This is a genomic window from Streptomyces dysideae, from assembly GCF_001514305.1.
In the GTDB taxonomy this organism is placed as follows: domain Bacteria; phylum Actinomycetota; class Actinomycetes; order Streptomycetales; family Streptomycetaceae; genus Streptomyces; species Streptomyces dysideae.
Genome location: NZ_KQ949091.1, coordinates 94,557 through 109,989, shown reverse-complemented (window position 1 = coordinate 109,989; position 15,433 = coordinate 94,557). Strand labels below are relative to the sequence as shown.

Below are 15,433 nucleotides of genomic sequence, written 5' to 3'. Positions count from 1 at the left end.
CCCCTTCCCGCTGCCCCACCTGGTCCCACCTGTTGCTGCCGTACGGTACGTGCTGACAGGGCGGACGTGGCAACTCTGGCACATCTTCGCAGGGCACGAACGCGGGGGTCCGCTAGGAGGCATTCACCCACCTCGCTGGCGATATTATCCGTTTTCGCACGGCATCACCGGTGCGCGCAAATTGCCACTCTTCGGTGAACCTGCCGGGGTTTTTCCATTACTTGTTCGGGGGCGGTCCCTCGATCGGGCGGCCGAGCACACCGGGGCGCCGCTGCCACGGCAGCGGTCCCGCGGGCGGCCGGTAACCGACCCCGAGCGCGTCAAGTCGCCGGTAGTGGACGGCCATCCGCCGCTCGAAGTCCGCGAAGTCCCGTTCCGCCGGGGCGGGCAGGCGACTCCAGGCCACCTCGGCGAACGCGGCAAGCCTCGGGAAGGCCTGGTAGTCCACGCGCGCGTGGTCCTCCATCACCTCGGTCCACACATTGGCCTGCGTGCCGAGCACGTGCCCTGCCTCGTCCGGCGTCAACTCCGGTGGAACGGGCTCGAACCGGAACACGTCCTCCAGGGTGCGGACGTGGCCGATGGGGACCGGCTCGTCCGCACCCGCGTCCTGCCGGTGGTCCAGGTACACCTGCTGCTCGGGACACATGACGACGTCGTGCCCGGCCCGCGCGGCGGCGATCCCGCCCTGGTAGCCGCGCCACGACGACACGGCCGCCCCGGCCGCGAGCCCGCCCTCCAGGATCTCGTCCCAGCCGATGAGCCTGCGCCCGCGCGCGGTGAGCCACCGGTCGAAGTGGCCGATGAACCACGACTGCAACCCGTCCTCGTCCGCGAGCCCGAGTTCCCTGATCCGCGCCTGCGCGGCCGGCGACTGCCGCCACTGGTCCTTGAGGCATTCGTCACCACCGACGTGAACGAAGTCCGAGGGGAACAGATCGAGCACTTCCTCGAAGACGTCCTCGTAGAAGCGCAGGGTGTTGTCAGTGGGGGCGAGTACGTTCGGAGAGATGCCCCAGGTGTCCCAGACGGAGAGGGAGGTCGTGTCGATGACATCGGTGTTGCCGAGTTCCGGGTACGCGGCGATCGCGGCCTGCGAGTGTCCCGGTACGTCGATTTCCGGGACGACGGTGATATGCCGCGCGGCGGCGTAGGCGACGATCTCCCGGATGTCGTCCTGGGTGTAGTGGCCACCGTGTGGCTTCTCCTCCCAGAGCGGGGAGGCCCGGTGGCCGAATTTCGTACGTGATCGCCAGGAGCCCACCTCGGCCAGCCGGGGGTACTTCTTGATCTCGATCCGCCAGCCCTGGTCGTCCGTCAAGTGGAAGTGGAAGACGTTGAGTTTGTGGGCGGCCATCAGGTCCAGGTACCGCAGGACGCCGTCCTTGGGCATGAAGTGCCGGGCCACGTCGAGCATGAGGCCGCGCCAGCGGAAGCGGGGGGCGTCCTCGATCGTGAGGTGCGGCACGGCCCAGGTGCGGTCGCGACTGAGCGGGGCCCTGCGGTACGCATCGGGGCCGAGGAGTTGCCGCAGTGTCTGGGCGCCCCAGAAGACACCGGCCGCGCTGCCGCCCTCGATGAGGACGCTGGTCCGGTCGCTGACGAGGCGGTACTCCTCGGGGCCGAGTTCGGGCACGAGCTGGAGCCCGATGCCGCCGCCTTCGATGTCGTCGAGTTCCCTCCCCTCGCGCAGCGGCAGGCCGGTGGCCTCCCGGAGGACGGTGCGCAGCCAGTGACCGACGCCCTGCGTCGCGGTGCCGGCGTAGAGCTGGGAGCGCGCCGTCAGCCGCACCTCGCCGGAACCGGCGACGACGCTGCGGGGCGCGGGAATCAGTTCCGTCGGAGAAGTCACATCAGTCCTTTACCGCGCCGCCCAGTCCGGAGACCAGCCGCCGCTGCACGAATCGAGGTGTCGCTGATGATGAACGAATTGGCGAACAGGAAGTCGTTCCAGGCCGAGATGAAGGAAAAAACACTCGTGGCCACCAACCGTTCCCAGAAACTGAGCGGGGGTGAGTCCTGTTGCCAGAACTCATGCTCAGCCGAACACCCCGAACGGTGTTGGGTGTTCTGGTCCACCGCGTTCTCGCCGTCCCGGGGCCACCGATTCGGCCTGGACATGAACATGTCCACAAGAGGTCTCAACCACTTCGTGACACACGAAAGCCCTCGGGGCGCACATCGCAGTGCACCCCGAGGGCCTTCGCTCAGCTCAGTCGGGAAGGGCTACTTCTTGTCGCCGCCCTTGCCGCTCTTGTCCTTGTCGCCGCCGGCGCCCATCGACTCGTAGATCTCCTTGCACATGGGACACACCGGGTACTTCTTCGGGTCGCGGCCGGGCACCCAGACCTTGCCGCAGAGCGCCACGACGGGGGTACCGTCGAGGGCGCTCGCCATGATCTTGTCCTTCTGGACGTAGTGGGCGAAGCGCTCGTGGTCACCGTCGCCGTGGGACACCTGCGGCGTCGGCTCTACGAGGGTCCCCGTTCCAGTCCCGCGCTGCGGCTGGGTCTCAGGCTCAAGAGTGCTCATAGGAGCCAGGGTACTGAAGCTCACAGCCATCAGTTGAGCGAAGGGTCGTCCGGGTACGTGGCCACCATCGCGAGTTCGCTGCGCTGGCGGCGCAGCACCTCGCGCCAGAGTCTCTCCGGGGACGGGGAGGAGACGTCGCCGGGTTCGGACTCGACGACGTACCATGCGCCCTCGACCAGCTCGTCCTCCAGCTGGCCGGGGCCCCAGCCGGCGTATCCGGCGAAGATGCGCAGGGATCCGAGGGCGGAGGCCAGGAGTTCCGGCGGCGCCTCCAGGTCGACCAGACCGATCGCGCCGTGCACCCGGCGCCAGCCCAGCGGGGCGCTCGTGCCGGTCGCGTCGCCGGGGATGACGGCGACGCCGAGGGCCGAGTCGAGGGAGACCGGGCCGCCCTGGAAGACGACGCCGGGTTCGCCGGCCAGGTCCGCCCAGCCCTCCAGGATGTCGCCCACGTCCACGGGGGTCGGACGGTTGAGGACGACACCGAGGGAGCCCTCCTCGTCGTGGTCGAGAAGGAGCACCACCGCACGGTCGAAGTTCGGGTCCGCCAGGGCGGGCGTAGCCACGAGCAACCGCCCTGTGAGCGAGGACACCTCGGTCATGCCAGACATGATCCCGCATCTTCCCTCCGCGTGGAGAGGCAATCCCCACACGGGCTCTTCAGGGGAGTGCACGCAGCTCAGGGCGACCCGGCGCACCCCCGGGGCGCACAACCGCCACGGTGACCCCATGTGCCCGACGGGGAACGCTTCGTGTTGTGACAGAGCCATGACGTTCCTGGGCCGTCTTCGGGCTTACAGAAGGGGGGGCGGCGGCGATTACCCTGTCTCCTCGGCCCCTGCCCAACTCATCGGAACGCGAGATACATGACCGTCAACGGCACTGATGACGTACTGCTTGTCCACGGCGGAACCCCGCTGGAGGGCGAGATCCGTGTCCGCGGTGCGAAGAACCTCGTACCGAAGGCCATGGTCGCCGCGCTGCTGGGCAGTGCGCCAAGTCGGCTGCGCAACGTGCCGGACATCCGTGACGTGCGCGTCGTACGCGGGCTGCTGCAGCTGCACGGGGTGACGGTCCGTCCGGGCGAGGAGCCGGGCGAGCTGGTGATGGACCCCTCGCACGTGGAGAGCGCGAACGTCGCCGACATCGATGCCCACGCCGGTTCGAGCCGCATCCCGATCCTGTTCTGCGGCCCGCTGTTGCACCGTCTGGGCCACGCGTTCATTCCGGGTCTCGGCGGCTGCGACATCGGCGGCCGGCCCATCGACTTCCACTTCGAGGTGCTGCGGCAGTTCGGCGCGAAGATCGAGAAGCGGGCGGACGGCCAGTATCTGGAGGCTCCGCAGCGGCTGCGCGGCACCAAGATCAAGCTGCCGTACCCGTCCGTCGGCGCGACCGAGCAGGTGCTGCTGACGGCCGTGCTCGCCGAAGGCGTCACCGAGCTCTCGAACGCGGCCGTGGAGCCGGAGATCGAGGACCTCATCTGCGTCCTGCAGAAGATGGGCGCCATCATCGCGATGGACACCGACCGGACCATCCGCATCACCGGTGTGGACAGCCTCGGCGGCTACAACCACCGCGCCCTCCCGGACCGCCTGGAGGCCGCCTCCTGGGCGTCCGCGGCGCTGGCGACCGAGGGCAACATCCTGGTCCGCGGCGCCCAGCAGCGCTCGATGATGACGTTCCTGAACACCTACCGGAAGGTGGGCGGTGCCTTCGAGATCGACGACGAGGGCATCCGCTTCTGGCACCCCGGCGGCCAGTTGAAGTCCATCGCGCTGGAGACGGACGTCCACCCCGGCTTCCAGACCGACTGGCAGCAGCCGCTGGTGGTGGCCCTGACGCAGGCCACGGGCCTGTCCATCATCCACGAGACGGTCTACGAGTCCCGGCTGGGCTTCACGTCCGCGCTCAACCAGATGGGCGCCCACATCCAGCTCTACCGCGAGTGCCTGGGCGGTTCGAACTGCCGCTTCGGCCAGCGCAACTTCCTGCACTCCGCGGTCGTCTCGGGCCCGACCAAGCTCCAGGGCGCCGACCTGGTCATCCCCGACCTCCGCGGCGGCTTCTCGTACCTGATCGCGGCCCTGGCGGCCCAGGGCACGTCCCGCGTCCACGGCATCGACCTCATCAACCGGGGCTACGAGAACTTCATGGAGAAGCTTGTGGAACTGGGCGCGAAGGTGGAGCTGCCCGGCAAGGCGCTCGGATAGTCCACTGCCTGAGTACGCCAATGGGGCGGCCCCCGGTGAGGGGGGCCGCCCCATTGGCGTTGCTGAGCCTCGTACGCGGTGTCGTCGCGTACGCGAAGGCTTACTTGCCCTTGGCCGCTTCCTTGAGCTTGCTGCCCGCGGAGACCTTCACGCTGTAGCCGGCCGGGATCTGGATCGGGTCGCCGGTCTGGGGGTTGCGCGCGGTGCGAGCGGCACGGTGCGTGCGCTCGAAGGTCAGGAAGCCGGGGATGGTGACCTTCTCGTCGCCCTTGGCGACGATCTCGCCGACGGTCTCGGCGAACGCGGCCAGCACGGCGTCGGCGTCCTTGCGGGTCACCTCGGCGCGGTCGGCCAGCGCGGCCACCAGCTCACTGCGGTTCATGTTGTTACTCCCGTGTTCTTCTTGCCGTTGAGGCGTGCGATCGAAGCCGATGCTGCCAGGGTCCTCGGTGAGTCCCCGGACCCGGGTCCGTCGTCAGACCCTCGCGCCCAGGGACGCATCCTGCCCCTACCTGCGGCGGGAAAGCCAATCCGGCACCCCCAGGAGGCGTGAGAACACCCTTGGGAGTCACACGAGGAGCGCCACGGCCGAGGCATGGTGACGCTCCGTCGAGGGCTTGAGCCTGGCCGACACCATAAACGGCGGCCGGAGGCGCTTGGTTCCACGACGCGCCGGAGTTCCGGCCCGGCGTGGCGATCCTCACAGCCCCACAGCCGCCGCACAGCCGCTCGATGTCCTGGTCACTCCGCGGACGCGGCTTTCGCGGCCTCGCGCACCGCGCCGGCCACGGCGCCCGCGACCTTGTCGTTGAAGACGCTCGGGATGATGTAGTTCGCGTTCAGCTCGTCCTCGGTCACCACGTCCGCCAGCGCCTTCGCGGCGGCCAGCATCATGTCGGTGTTGACCGTGCGGGACTGGGCGTCCAGGAGGCCGCGGAAGACACCGGGGAAGACCAGGACGTTGTTGATCTGGTTCGGGAAGTCGGAACGCCCGGTGGCCACGACCGCCGCCGTCTGACGGGCGATCGCCGGGTCCACCTCGGGGTCCGGGTTCGCGAGCGCGAACACGATCGCGTCGTCGGCCATGGCGGCCACGTCGTCGCCGTCCAGGACGTTCGGGGCGGAGACGCCGATGAAGACGTCCGCGCCACGCACGGCCTCCTTCAACGTGCCCGTGAGGCCCTCGGGGTTGGTGTTGTCGGCGATCCAGCGCAGCGGCGAGTCGGCGGCGGCGTCGACCAGGTCCTCGCGGCCGGCGTGCACCACGCCGTGGATGTCGGCGACGACGGCGTTCTTCACGCCGGCGGCGAGCAGGAGCTTGAGGATGGCCGTACCGGCGGCGCCGGCACCGGACATGACGACGCGGATGTTCTCGATCGCCTTGCCGGCCACGCGCAGCGCGTTCGTGAGGGCGGCGAGGACGACGATCGCGGTGCCGTGCTGGTCGTCGTGGAAGACCGGGATGTCGAGGGCCTCGCGCAGCCGCGCCTCGATCTCGAAGCAGCGGGGGGCGGAGATGTCCTCGAGGTTGATGCCGGCGAACCCGGGGGCGATGGCCTTGACGATCTCGACGATCGCGTCGGTGTCCTGGGTGTCGAGGCAGAGCGGCCAGGCGTCGATGCCGGCGAACCGCTTGAAGAGGGCCGCCTTGCCCTCCATGACCGGCAGCGCGGCCTTGGGACCGATGTTGCCCAGGCCCAGCACGGCGGAGCCGTCCGTCACGACCGCAACGGAGTTGCGCTTGATGGTGAGGCGGCGGGCGTCCTCGGGGTTCTCGGCGATCGCCATACACACCCGGGCCACACCCGGCGTGTAGATCATCGAGAGGTCGTCACGGTTGCGGATGGGGTGCTTGGACTGCATCTCGATCTTGCCGCCGAGGTGCATGAGGAAGGTACGGTCCGAGACCTTGCCCAGCGTGACGCCCTCGATGCCGCCCAGCTGCTCGACGATCTCGTCGGCGTGCGCGGTGGAGGTGGCCGCGATGGTGACGTCGATCCGGAGCTTCTCGTGCCCGGAGGCGGTGACGTCGAGGCCGGTGACCGAGCCTCCGTGTGACTCGACGGCCCCGGTGAGCTGGGAGACCGCGGTTCCGCTCGCGGGCACCTCCAGCCGGACCGTCATCGAGTAGGAGACGCTGGGCGCCGTTGCCATGGCCGACTTCCTCTGCTTTCACCGTGTCGCTGGATTATGCCGTCCGATGGTCGCACCTACTCCCGGGTAGGCGTTAGCCACCCCGGATTGCGAACGTTTTGTTCACAGCGAAAGAGGCCCACGTCACATGTGGTGACGTGGGCCTCTCGCACGGTCAGTGGCACCGACCCGCCATGCTCGCCTCGCGGCAAGTGGTCGCTCGTAGCGACGAAGGTTGGGCCCGGGGGCTTGGATCGAGCCGGTGCCACACCCAGGCTAACAAACAGATCCCGTTAGCCCATTCCCGTCCCGCGAGTTGGCCGCGGTTCAGTCTCTGAGCAGGTCCGGCACGCCCTGCGCGTCAGGCTCGTCGCGGTCGGCCGAGACGACCGTCAGCTGCTGGGTGGCCCGGGTCAGGGCGACGTACAGCACCCGCAGGCCGGCCGGGCTCTCGTCGGCGATCTCCGCGGGCGAGACGACGACCGTCGCGTCGTACTCCAGGCCCTTCGCCTCCAGGCTGCCCAGCGCCACCACGCGGTCGCCGAGCCCGGTGAGCCAGCGGGCGGCCTCCTCGCGGCGCTGCATGGCGACGACGACGCCGACCGTGCCGTCGACGCGGTCCAGCAGCCGGCCGGCCTCCTCGCGGACGGTCTTCGCGAGCGAGTCCGGTACGGCAGTGCCGCGTCCATGGTTCGTTGCCACAAAACGCGGCTCGACGCCCGTGGACCGTACGGCCGACGGTGAGGTCGAGCCGGGCATGGCGAGCGCCAGTACCTTGGCGGCCAGCTCGGCGATCTCGGCCGGGTTGCGGTAGTTCACGGTGAGCTGGAAGCGGCGGCGCGGGCGGCTGCCGAGGGCCTCGTCGCGGGCCTCGGCCGCCTCGTCGACGTCGGACCAGGAGGACTGGGCCGGGTCGCCGACGACCGTCCAGGTGGCGTGCCGGCCGCGGCGGCCGACCATGCGCCACTGCATGGGCGTGAGGTCCTGGGCCTCGTCGACGATGACGTGGGCGTACTCGGTGCGCTCCTGGGCGAGCCGCTCGGCCCGCTCGCGCTGCGACTCCTCACGGACCGGCATCAGCTCCTCCAGGCCGGTGAGCTGGTCGAGCGGGTCCAGGTCGCGCCGCTTGCGGGGGCGGGCCGGGGTGCCGAGGACCGACTGGAGCTCGTCGAGCATGGCGATGTCGTGCACGGACCAGCCGTCGCGCCGGAGCGAGCGGGCGACCTTGCGGACCTCGCCGGGGTTCAGGATGCGGCGGGCCCAGCGGCCGAGGCGCCGTTCGTCCGCCATGGCCGTGAGGACGGACTTCGGGGTCAGCTCCGGCCACCAGGCGCCCAGGAAGTCGATGAAGCTGTCCTCGCTCGTCACGTCCTCGTCGAAGGAGGAGCGCAGTTCGGCGGCCAGCTCCGGGTCGGTGTGCCGGTCGGCGCCGCCCGACCGGTCCCACAGGGCGTCTAGGAGGAGCTTGCGGGCGCGGGGGCGGAGCAGGTTCACCGGGGCGGTGCCACCCAGCGCGTTGTGCCGGATGCGGTTCAGATCGTCGGCCTCCAGCTCCAGGCGGCGGCCGAAGGCGACGACCCGAAGACGGGTCGGTGAATCGTTCAGCTCCAGGGCTCCGCGGGCGGCCTTCCGCAGCACCTTGAGCATGCGGTACGAGCCCTTGGCGCGGGCCACCGACGGGGAGTCGTAGAGCGTGGCCTCCATCCCGTCGACGAGGGAGCCGATGGCCCGGATGGCGACCTGGCCCTCCTCGCCGAGGGAGGGCAGCACGCCCTCGGTGTACGCCACCAGCAGCGGGGTCGGGGAGACGATGAGGATGCCGCCCGCGTACCGGCGCCGGTCCTGGTAGAGGAGGTAGGCGGCGCGGTGCAGGGCGACGGCGGTCTTGCCGGTGCCGGGGCCGCCCTCGACGTACGTCACGGAGGCGGCGGGGGCGCGGATGACCAGGTCCTGCTCGGCCTGGATGGACGCCACGATGTCCCGCATGGTGTGGCTGCGGGCCTGGCCGAGGGCGGCCATGAGGGCGCCGTCGCCGATGACGGGCAGTTCGTGGCCGTCGAGGACGGCCTTCAGCTCGGGGCGCATCAGGTCGTCCTCGACGCCGAGGACCCGGCGGCCCTTGGAGCGGATGACGCGGCGGCGCACGACCCGGCCGGGGTCGACCGGGGTGGACCGGTAGAACGGCGCGGCGGCCGGCGCCCGCCAGTCGATGACCAGCGGGGCGTAGTCGGAGTCCAGGACGCCGATGCGGCCGATGTGCAGGGTCTCGGCGATGTCGGCGGTGCTGTCGTCGCGTACCGCGCCGTCGGCGGGTTCCACGGCGGTGTAGGCGCCGTCTGGGCCCTTCTTGCCGTCCTTGCCGAGGAGCAGGTCGATCCGGCCGAAGAGGAAGTCCTCGAACTCGTTGTTGAGCCGGTTGAGGTGGATGCCGGCCCGGAACACCTGCGCGTCCCGCTCGGCCAGGGCACCGGGCGTGCCGACCTGGCCGCGCTTGGCCGCGTCGTTCATCAGGAACTCGGCCTCGTGGATCTTCTCCTCAAGACGCCGGTACACCCGGTCCAGGTGTTCCTGTTCGACGCTGATCTCCCGGTCACGAACCGAATCGTGAACCGAGCCGACCGCAGATTGATGAGCCTGAGCGGCCACCGGGCCCCCTTCTGACGTGCTGGGCAGCCGTCAACCGTACGCGAAGGGGACCCGGTAAAGCTACGGAAGCGATGTATGCGCGCTCAGCGATTCACGCATCGATCTCGACGAGCCGCTTCCCGTCGAAGGTCACGACCTCCGCGTGATCGATCTCGTCCGGTGACATGGCCGCGCCGCCGGTGATGTAGAGCGGGTTCTTGGCCTTCTCGGTCTTGGCGTCCGGGAGGCCGTAGCCCCAGTTCGGGACGGACCAGGACGCGACCGTCTCCCGCTCGCCGTTCTTGCCGACGAGGATCAGGGCGCACTTGAGCGGGCCTTTGACGTTCTTCAGTTCGAGGACCGCCTGGGTGCCCCAGTCCTTCTCCTCCATGGCCACGGTCGCACTCACGTCCGTGGACGGGTCGGTCGCCGAGAGCTTGTCGCCCATGCCGTCGAAGAGGGTCTTGGCCGGGCTCGCCGAGAGGGTCGTGTTGCCGCCGCTGCTCGATTCGCCGCCGCCGGTCGCACCCACGGCGACCAGCGGGCCGCCGATGATCAGCGCGGCCGCGGCCGCCACCAGGTAGAAGCCGCGCCGGCGCTTCTGGGCGCGGCGCTCGGAGACCTCGTCGACGAGCTTGTTGACCAGCCGAGGGCTGGGCTTCGAGGAGAGCGACTCGCCGATGGCGGGTGTACCGGAGCCCGGCAGGTCCGCGAGGGCGGCCAGCATCGGCTCCATGCCGGCGAGTTCGTCGAGCTGCTGGGCGCACCACTCGCAGGTCGCGAGATGCATTTCGAAAGCGGTTGCCTCGGAGTCGTCGAGGATGCCGAGGGCGTAGGCGCCGACGGTCTCGTGCTCGCTCGGGCCCGGATGTCCCTGCATGGCTCCAGACATACCCGAACCACCTGCACCGAACCCCTGGGAACCCCCGTAAACACTCATCACGCCGTCACCCCCCGCTCCTCCAGTGCCAGCTTCATCGAGCGCAGGGCGTAGAACACCCTGGAGCGGACGGTTCCGCTGGGTATGCCCAGGGTTTCGGCCGCCTCATTGACCGTACGCCCCTTGAAGTACGTCTCGACGAGCACCTCCCGATGGGCGGGAGTCAGGTCGTCGAGCGCGTCCGACAGCGTCATCAACCACAGCGCCTTGTCGATCTCGTCCTCCGCGGGGATGACCTCCAGCGGCGACGGATCGACCTCCTGCGGCCGGGCCTGCCGGCTTCGGTGGCCGTCGATGACGATGCGCCGGGCGACCGTCACCAGCCAGGGGCGTACCGATCCGGTCGCTCGATTGAGCTGGCCGGCGTTCTTCCAGGCACGGATGAGTGTCTCCTGCACAACGTCCTCTGCTCGCTGCCGATCACCGGCGACCAGCCGAAGGACATACGCCAGGAGGGGTCCGGCGTGTTCTCTGTACAGAGCACGCATCAGCTCCTCATCAGGTTCCGAGGGCTGGGACATGCGATGTCGGGCCCTCGATCCACGTTCATTGGCCACGACGGAATCCTTGCGCACGCCCACCTCCGATGTCCGGGGGTTCCCCCAGTCGGTCGCTCAATCACCGGTACGCAAGGGGCGTGTTGAGTGTTCAAACGGAGGCGACAGTTTTCTTCTGGGTGTCATGACGAGGGGGACATGAGCGCACATTCCCACCGCGCGATCTTTACATTTCCGCCACATCGGCAAGATCTCGGCGGCTGCCCGTGGGGCGGCCAAGATAAACGACGTGTAATCGAAATCACTTCGACTGCCGTGCCATACAAGCCGCATAACGGACCCTCAGCCGGGCGTGCGGGTCGCTCAGGCGCGTGCGAGGGCGGCTCGGCGGCGGTGCCGGGCCACCCTTTCGCGGTTCCCGCAGACCTCGCTGGAGCACCAGCGCCTCCGGCGGCCGCGGGACGTGTCGAGGTACACGATGGGGCAGTTGTCGCCCGCGCACTCCCGCAGACACGCCCGCGCGACGGGATCGGTGAGCAGTTCCACGGCGTCCCGCGCGATGGCGCCGAGCAGCGCGGCGCACTCCGGCGGCCGCTCCAACTCCCGTACGAGGGTGCCGTCCTCGCCGCGTACGGCCCGCGGGGCCGGGGGCGCGGTGCGGGCGAGGTCGTTCACCCGGGCGAGGGCACGGTCGTATGACGGCCAGGGCTCGGGGGCGAGGCTGCCGCGCACCAACTGGCCGAGCTGTCCGCGCAGTTCACGGAAGGCGACCAGCCAGGAGGCATCGGCGTGCGCCAGCCGCGTGCCGGGCGGGACGAGTCCCGATCCGGTGATCCAGGCGCACAGCACCTCGACCGAGTCGAACCGTTCCTCGGGATGTGTGGTCGCGAGGAGATCCAGGCAGATCCGCCCGGAGTCGAACCGCAGCTCGTACGCGGCAGTGGCCGTACCCAGTGCCATGTGCCTGTCACCGCCTAGGGATTACCCCGGTCATGAGACGCCATGAGGAGAGGTGGGGGAACCGTTCCCTCTAACAGTGCCTGCCCGCTCCCGCGGCCGGAACCCCTCGTACCGGCGGTGCGTCGACGCGAGCTTGGGCCAGCGCGCGTCCGGGGGGCGTGTTCCGTGGCAACCCAGCCCGTCCGGCGATTGAGGACGAGGCTGTTCAGGCCGAAGCGGGGGTCTGGGGGCGGCGGCCCCCGGCGAGGGCGGCACCGGCGCCGGGTGCCGACCCCGGCGCCGGGTACCTGGTCACACGTCCGCGTACTTCGTGTCCGCCGACGGGTCCAGTGCCAGCCGGTAGCCCCGCTTGACCACCGTCTGGATCAGCTTCGGCGCTCCGAGGGCCGTGCGGAGTCGGGCCATCGCCGTCTCCACCGCGTGTTCGTCGCGGCCCGCGCCCGGGAGGGCGCGCAGGAGTTCGGAGCGGGCGACCACCCAGCCGGGGCGCCGGGACAGGGCGCGGAGCAGCGACATGCCGGCCGGCGGGACCGGGCGCAGCTCGCCGTCGACCAGGACCGCGTGACCGCGGATCTCGATCCGGTGGCCGGCGATCGGCAGGGTGCGGGCGCGGCCCGGCAGTTCCTGGCAGAGGACCTGGACGAGCGGGCCGAGGCGGAAGCGCTCCGGCTGGACCGTGTCGATGCCGTGGGCCTGGAGGGGCAGTGCGGTGACCGGTCCCACACAGGCGGGGAGGACGTCGTGGTGGAGAGCGGCCAGCACCTCGGCGAGCAGGCCCCGGTGCTCGGCCCGCGACAGGAGGGACGCGGCCGCCGGCGCGCTGGTGAAGGTCAGCGCGTCCAGGCCCCGGGACACCGTCGCGTCCAGCAGCCGGTCGACCGGCGTGATGTCCTCCGGCGGCATCCACCGGTAGACGGGAATGCCCAGCACCTCCGCTCCCCCGGCCCGCAGCGCCTCCACGAAGCCAGGCAGCGGCTCGCCGTGCAGCTGGAGGGCGATACGGCGGCCCTCGACGCCCTCCTCCAGGAGCCGGTCGAGCACCTCGGCCATGGACTCGGACGACGGCGACCACTCCTCCGTCAGCCCGGCGGCCCGTATCGAGCCCTTGACCTTGGGACCGCGCGCGAGCAGCTCCACACCGCGCAGCCGGTCCAGCAGGTCCTCGCCCAGGCCCCATCCGTCGGCGGCCTCGACCCAGCCGCGGAAACCGATCGCGGTGGTGGCGACCACGACGTCCGGTTTCTGGTGGATGACGTCCTTGGTTGCGGCGAGGAGCTCGCTGTCGTCGGAGAGCGGCACGATCCGCAGGGCCGGGGCATGCAGGACGGCGGCACCGCGCCGCTGGAGCAGCGCCCCCAGCTCATCGGCTCGGCGCGCGGCGGTGACGCCCACGGTGAACCCCGCGAGGGGCCCGTGTTGAGGTTGCTGCTTTTCGTCGTACATAAACTCTCGTCCCGCACTCGAGTCGTTGCACTTGTCTGGGCGGATTCGCCCACAAGTCGACACCTACATGCCGATCGAGCCTGTCAATGGTGCGTGACAGGCTCGGTTCGGCTAGATGTCGACGGTGTTACGTCACACCTCGGCGTAGCTGAGCTGCGGCTTCGCCTCCGATGCGGCCGTGACCTGGGCCTTGGCGGACGCCGGGCGGCGAAGGTATACGGCCCAGGTGACCACGAAGCAGGTGCCGTAGTAGACGAGGAAGGCCACGAAGGCTCCGGTCCCGCTGCCGACGGAGAGGAAGGACTGCCGCAGCGCCAGGTTGATGCCGAGGCCGCCGAGCGCGCCGACCGCACCGATCAGGGACATGGAGGCACCGGACAACCGCCTGGCGTAGACGGCCGCGTCCTCTCCGGCCATCCCCTTCGCCGCGGCCTTGGCCCGGAAGATGCCGGGGATCATCTTGTACGTCGAGCCGTTGCCCAGGCCGGTGAGGATGAAGAGAGTGATGAAGCCGCCGATGAACAGCGGCAGCGACTCCCGCACCGACGCGGTGACGATGACGGCGGTCGCGACGGCCATCAGCGCGAAGTTCCACAGCGTGACCTTGGCACCGCCGATCCGGTCGGCGAGCTGACCGCCGACGGGCCGGATCAGCGAGCCCAGCAGCGGGCCGATGAAGGTGAGCGCGGCCGCCTGCAGGGGCGTACGGCCGAACTGGTTCTGCAGCACGAGGCCGAAGGCGAAGCTGTAGCCGATGAAGGAGCCGAAGGTCCCGATGTAGAGGAAGGACATGATCCAGGTGTGCCCCTCCTTCACCGCCTCCTTGGCCGCACCGGTGTCGTTGCGCACCGGCCCCAGGTTGTCCATGCAGCGTGCGCTGAGCACGGTCGCCACGACGATCAGCGGAATGTAGATCGACAGCAGCACGCGCGGGTGACCGGCGCCGGCGACGCCGATGACCAGCAGGCCCAGCAGCTGGACCACGGCGACGCCGATGTTGCCGCCGCCCGCGTTCATGCCGAGAGCCCAGCCCTTGAGGCGCAGCGGGTAGAAGTTGTTGATGTTGGTCATGGAGGAGGCGAAGTTCGCCCCTCCCACACCGGTGAGGATCGCGACCGCCATGAAGGTGGCGTACGAGGTGCCGGGCTCCATCACGATCAGTAGTGCCGTGGTCGGCAGCAGCAGGAGGCCCGCGCTGAAGATGGTCCAGTTCCGGCCGCCGAAACGGGCGACCGCGAAGCCGTAGGGCACCCGCAGGATGGCGCCGACCAGCGAGGCCACGGCCACCAGGAAGAACTTGCCGGCCGGGTCGATCCCGTACTCGGGGCCCATGAACAGGGCCAGTACGGAGAACATGCTCCACACGGAGAACCCGATGTGCTCGGAGATCACCGAGAAGATCAGGTTCCGTCGGGCGATGTGCTTGCCTTCCGACTCCCAGAAGGTCTCGTCCTCGGGGTCCCACTGCTCGATCCAGTGGGATCCCTTGTGGGATGCACTGGCGGTGCTTGGGGCTGTCATTACGCCTCCACGGTGCTCCGGGCTCGGTCATAACTACGAGTGGCTGAGTCCCGAAGGTAGGGAGGGCGCGTTTCCACACTGTGGCACCGGGTGACCGGAAAGGAACTTTGCTCTCACCCCGGGAGGAGGCGGGATGAGAGGTTCTGCGGCCGTCCGTTATGAAGGAGTGGCCTGGGCGTCAGTGCTGCGGCGGGTTCTGGGGCTGCCCGTGGGGGTTCTGCTGGGGGTACTGCTGGCCGGGGTGGGGCGGCTGGGGCTGGGGGTACTGCTGGGGCTGCTGCGGCTGGGGCTGCTCCGGCGGCTGGGCGTAGGGCTGCTGCTGGGGCTGGGGGTACTGCTGCTGGGGATAGGGCTGGGCATAGGGGCCCGGGGCCGGGGGCTGCTGCGGGTGGGCGTACGGAGCGGGGGCCGGCTGGCCGTAGCCACTGGGGCCGGGAGCCGCGGGCTGGCTTCCGTAACCACCGGGAGCGGGAGCCGCAGACTGACTGCCGTAACCACCAGGGGCAGGAGCCGCAGACTGGCCGCCGAAGCCGCCAGGGCCAGGAGCCACAGACTGGCCGCCGAAGCCG

13 protein-coding genes and 1 pseudogene are annotated in these 15,433 nt (G+C 69.8%); 2 read left to right on the top strand and 12 right to left on the bottom strand.

Annotated features, from left to right (window positions below; translation table 11 throughout):
• Window positions 1–217: 217 nt before the first annotated feature.
• The 4 genes and pseudogenes from AQJ91_RS25280 to AQJ91_RS25265 all read right to left on the bottom strand — a co-directional run bounded on the left by AQJ91_RS25280 (window position 218) and on the right by AQJ91_RS25265 (window position 3,134).
• Window positions 218–1,852 (bottom strand): beta-N-acetylhexosaminidase, encoded by a 1,635-nt coding sequence (locus AQJ91_RS25280; protein ID WP_067026020.1) that lies wholly within the window; start codon window positions 1,850–1,852, stop codon window positions 218–220.
• A 1-nt stretch (window position 1,853) separates the two neighbouring features.
• A pseudogene (locus tag AQJ91_RS52335) lies at window positions 1,854–1,989 on the bottom strand (carbohydrate ABC transporter permease); the annotation flags it as partial.
• Window positions 1,990–2,226: 237 nt separating this feature from the next.
• Window positions 2,227–2,532 (bottom strand): DUF3039 domain-containing protein, encoded by a 306-nt coding sequence (locus AQJ91_RS25270; RefSeq protein WP_079085174.1) that lies wholly within the window; start codon window positions 2,530–2,532, stop codon window positions 2,227–2,229.
• 29 nt (window positions 2,533–2,561) lie between these two features.
• The gene (locus AQJ91_RS25265; RefSeq protein ID WP_067026011.1) at window positions 2,562–3,134 is read right to left on the bottom strand and encodes a YqgE/AlgH family protein; all 573 of its coding nucleotides are present in this window, start codon (window positions 3,132–3,134) and stop codon (window positions 2,562–2,564) included.
• Window positions 3,135–3,398: 264 nt separating this feature from the next.
• Between AQJ91_RS25265 and murA the strand changes: the two genes are divergently transcribed.
• Window positions 3,399–4,745: a UDP-N-acetylglucosamine 1-carboxyvinyltransferase gene (murA, locus tag AQJ91_RS25260; RefSeq protein WP_067026009.1), complete on the top strand. Its 1,347-nt coding sequence runs from the start codon at window positions 3,399–3,401 to the stop codon at window positions 4,743–4,745.
• Window positions 4,746–4,845: 100 nt separating this feature from the next.
• Here the strand turns inward: murA and AQJ91_RS25255 are convergent, their stop codons facing one another.
• The 8 genes from AQJ91_RS25255 to AQJ91_RS25220 all read right to left on the bottom strand — a co-directional run bounded on the left by AQJ91_RS25255 (window position 4,846) and on the right by AQJ91_RS25220 (window position 14,864).
• Window positions 4,846–5,127, bottom strand: a complete 282-nt coding sequence (locus AQJ91_RS25255; RefSeq protein WP_007382399.1) for an HU family DNA-binding protein — start codon at window positions 5,125–5,127, stop codon at window positions 4,846–4,848.
• A 359-nt stretch (window positions 5,128–5,486) separates the two neighbouring features.
• Window positions 5,487–6,899: an NAD-dependent malic enzyme gene (locus AQJ91_RS25250; RefSeq protein ID WP_067026008.1), complete on the bottom strand. Its 1,413-nt coding sequence runs from the start codon at window positions 6,897–6,899 to the stop codon at window positions 5,487–5,489.
• Between the two features lie 306 nt (window positions 6,900–7,205).
• On the bottom strand, window positions 7,206–9,524 hold the full coding sequence (locus AQJ91_RS25245) for a HelD family protein (RefSeq protein ID WP_067026007.1): 2,319 nt from the start codon (window positions 9,522–9,524) through the stop codon (window positions 7,206–7,208).
• Window positions 9,525–9,615: 91 nt separating this feature from the next.
• A complete protein-coding gene (locus tag AQJ91_RS25240; protein ID WP_324618025.1) occupies window positions 9,616–10,395 on the bottom strand; it encodes a zf-HC2 domain-containing protein in 780 nt (259 codons plus the stop codon).
• A gap of 47 nt (window positions 10,396–10,442) precedes the next feature.
• Window positions 10,443–10,964, bottom strand: coding sequence for a sigma-70 family RNA polymerase sigma factor (locus AQJ91_RS25235; RefSeq protein WP_010039908.1), 522 nt, complete (start codon window positions 10,962–10,964; stop codon window positions 10,443–10,445).
• Window positions 10,965–11,303: 339 nt separating this feature from the next.
• Window positions 11,304–11,900 (bottom strand): CGNR zinc finger domain-containing protein, encoded by a 597-nt coding sequence (locus AQJ91_RS25230; protein ID WP_067026004.1) that lies wholly within the window; start codon window positions 11,898–11,900, stop codon window positions 11,304–11,306.
• A 291-nt stretch (window positions 11,901–12,191) separates the two neighbouring features.
• Complete coding sequence (locus AQJ91_RS25225) at window positions 12,192–13,343, bottom strand: uroporphyrinogen-III synthase (RefSeq protein ID WP_067026002.1); 1,152 nt, start codon at window positions 13,341–13,343, stop codon at window positions 12,192–12,194.
• Window positions 13,344–13,475: 132 nt separating this feature from the next.
• Window positions 13,476–14,864 carry an MFS transporter gene (locus AQJ91_RS25220; RefSeq protein ID WP_067026001.1) on the bottom strand — a complete coding sequence of 463 codons (1,389 nt, stop codon included), beginning with the start codon at window positions 14,862–14,864 and terminating at the stop codon, window positions 13,476–13,478.
• Window positions 14,865–14,997: 133 nt separating this feature from the next.
• Here AQJ91_RS25220 and AQJ91_RS53775 point away from each other — a divergent pair.
• The coding region (locus tag AQJ91_RS53775; RefSeq protein WP_199848020.1) for a hypothetical protein at window positions 14,998–15,433 on the top strand (436 nt) is incomplete at its 3' end.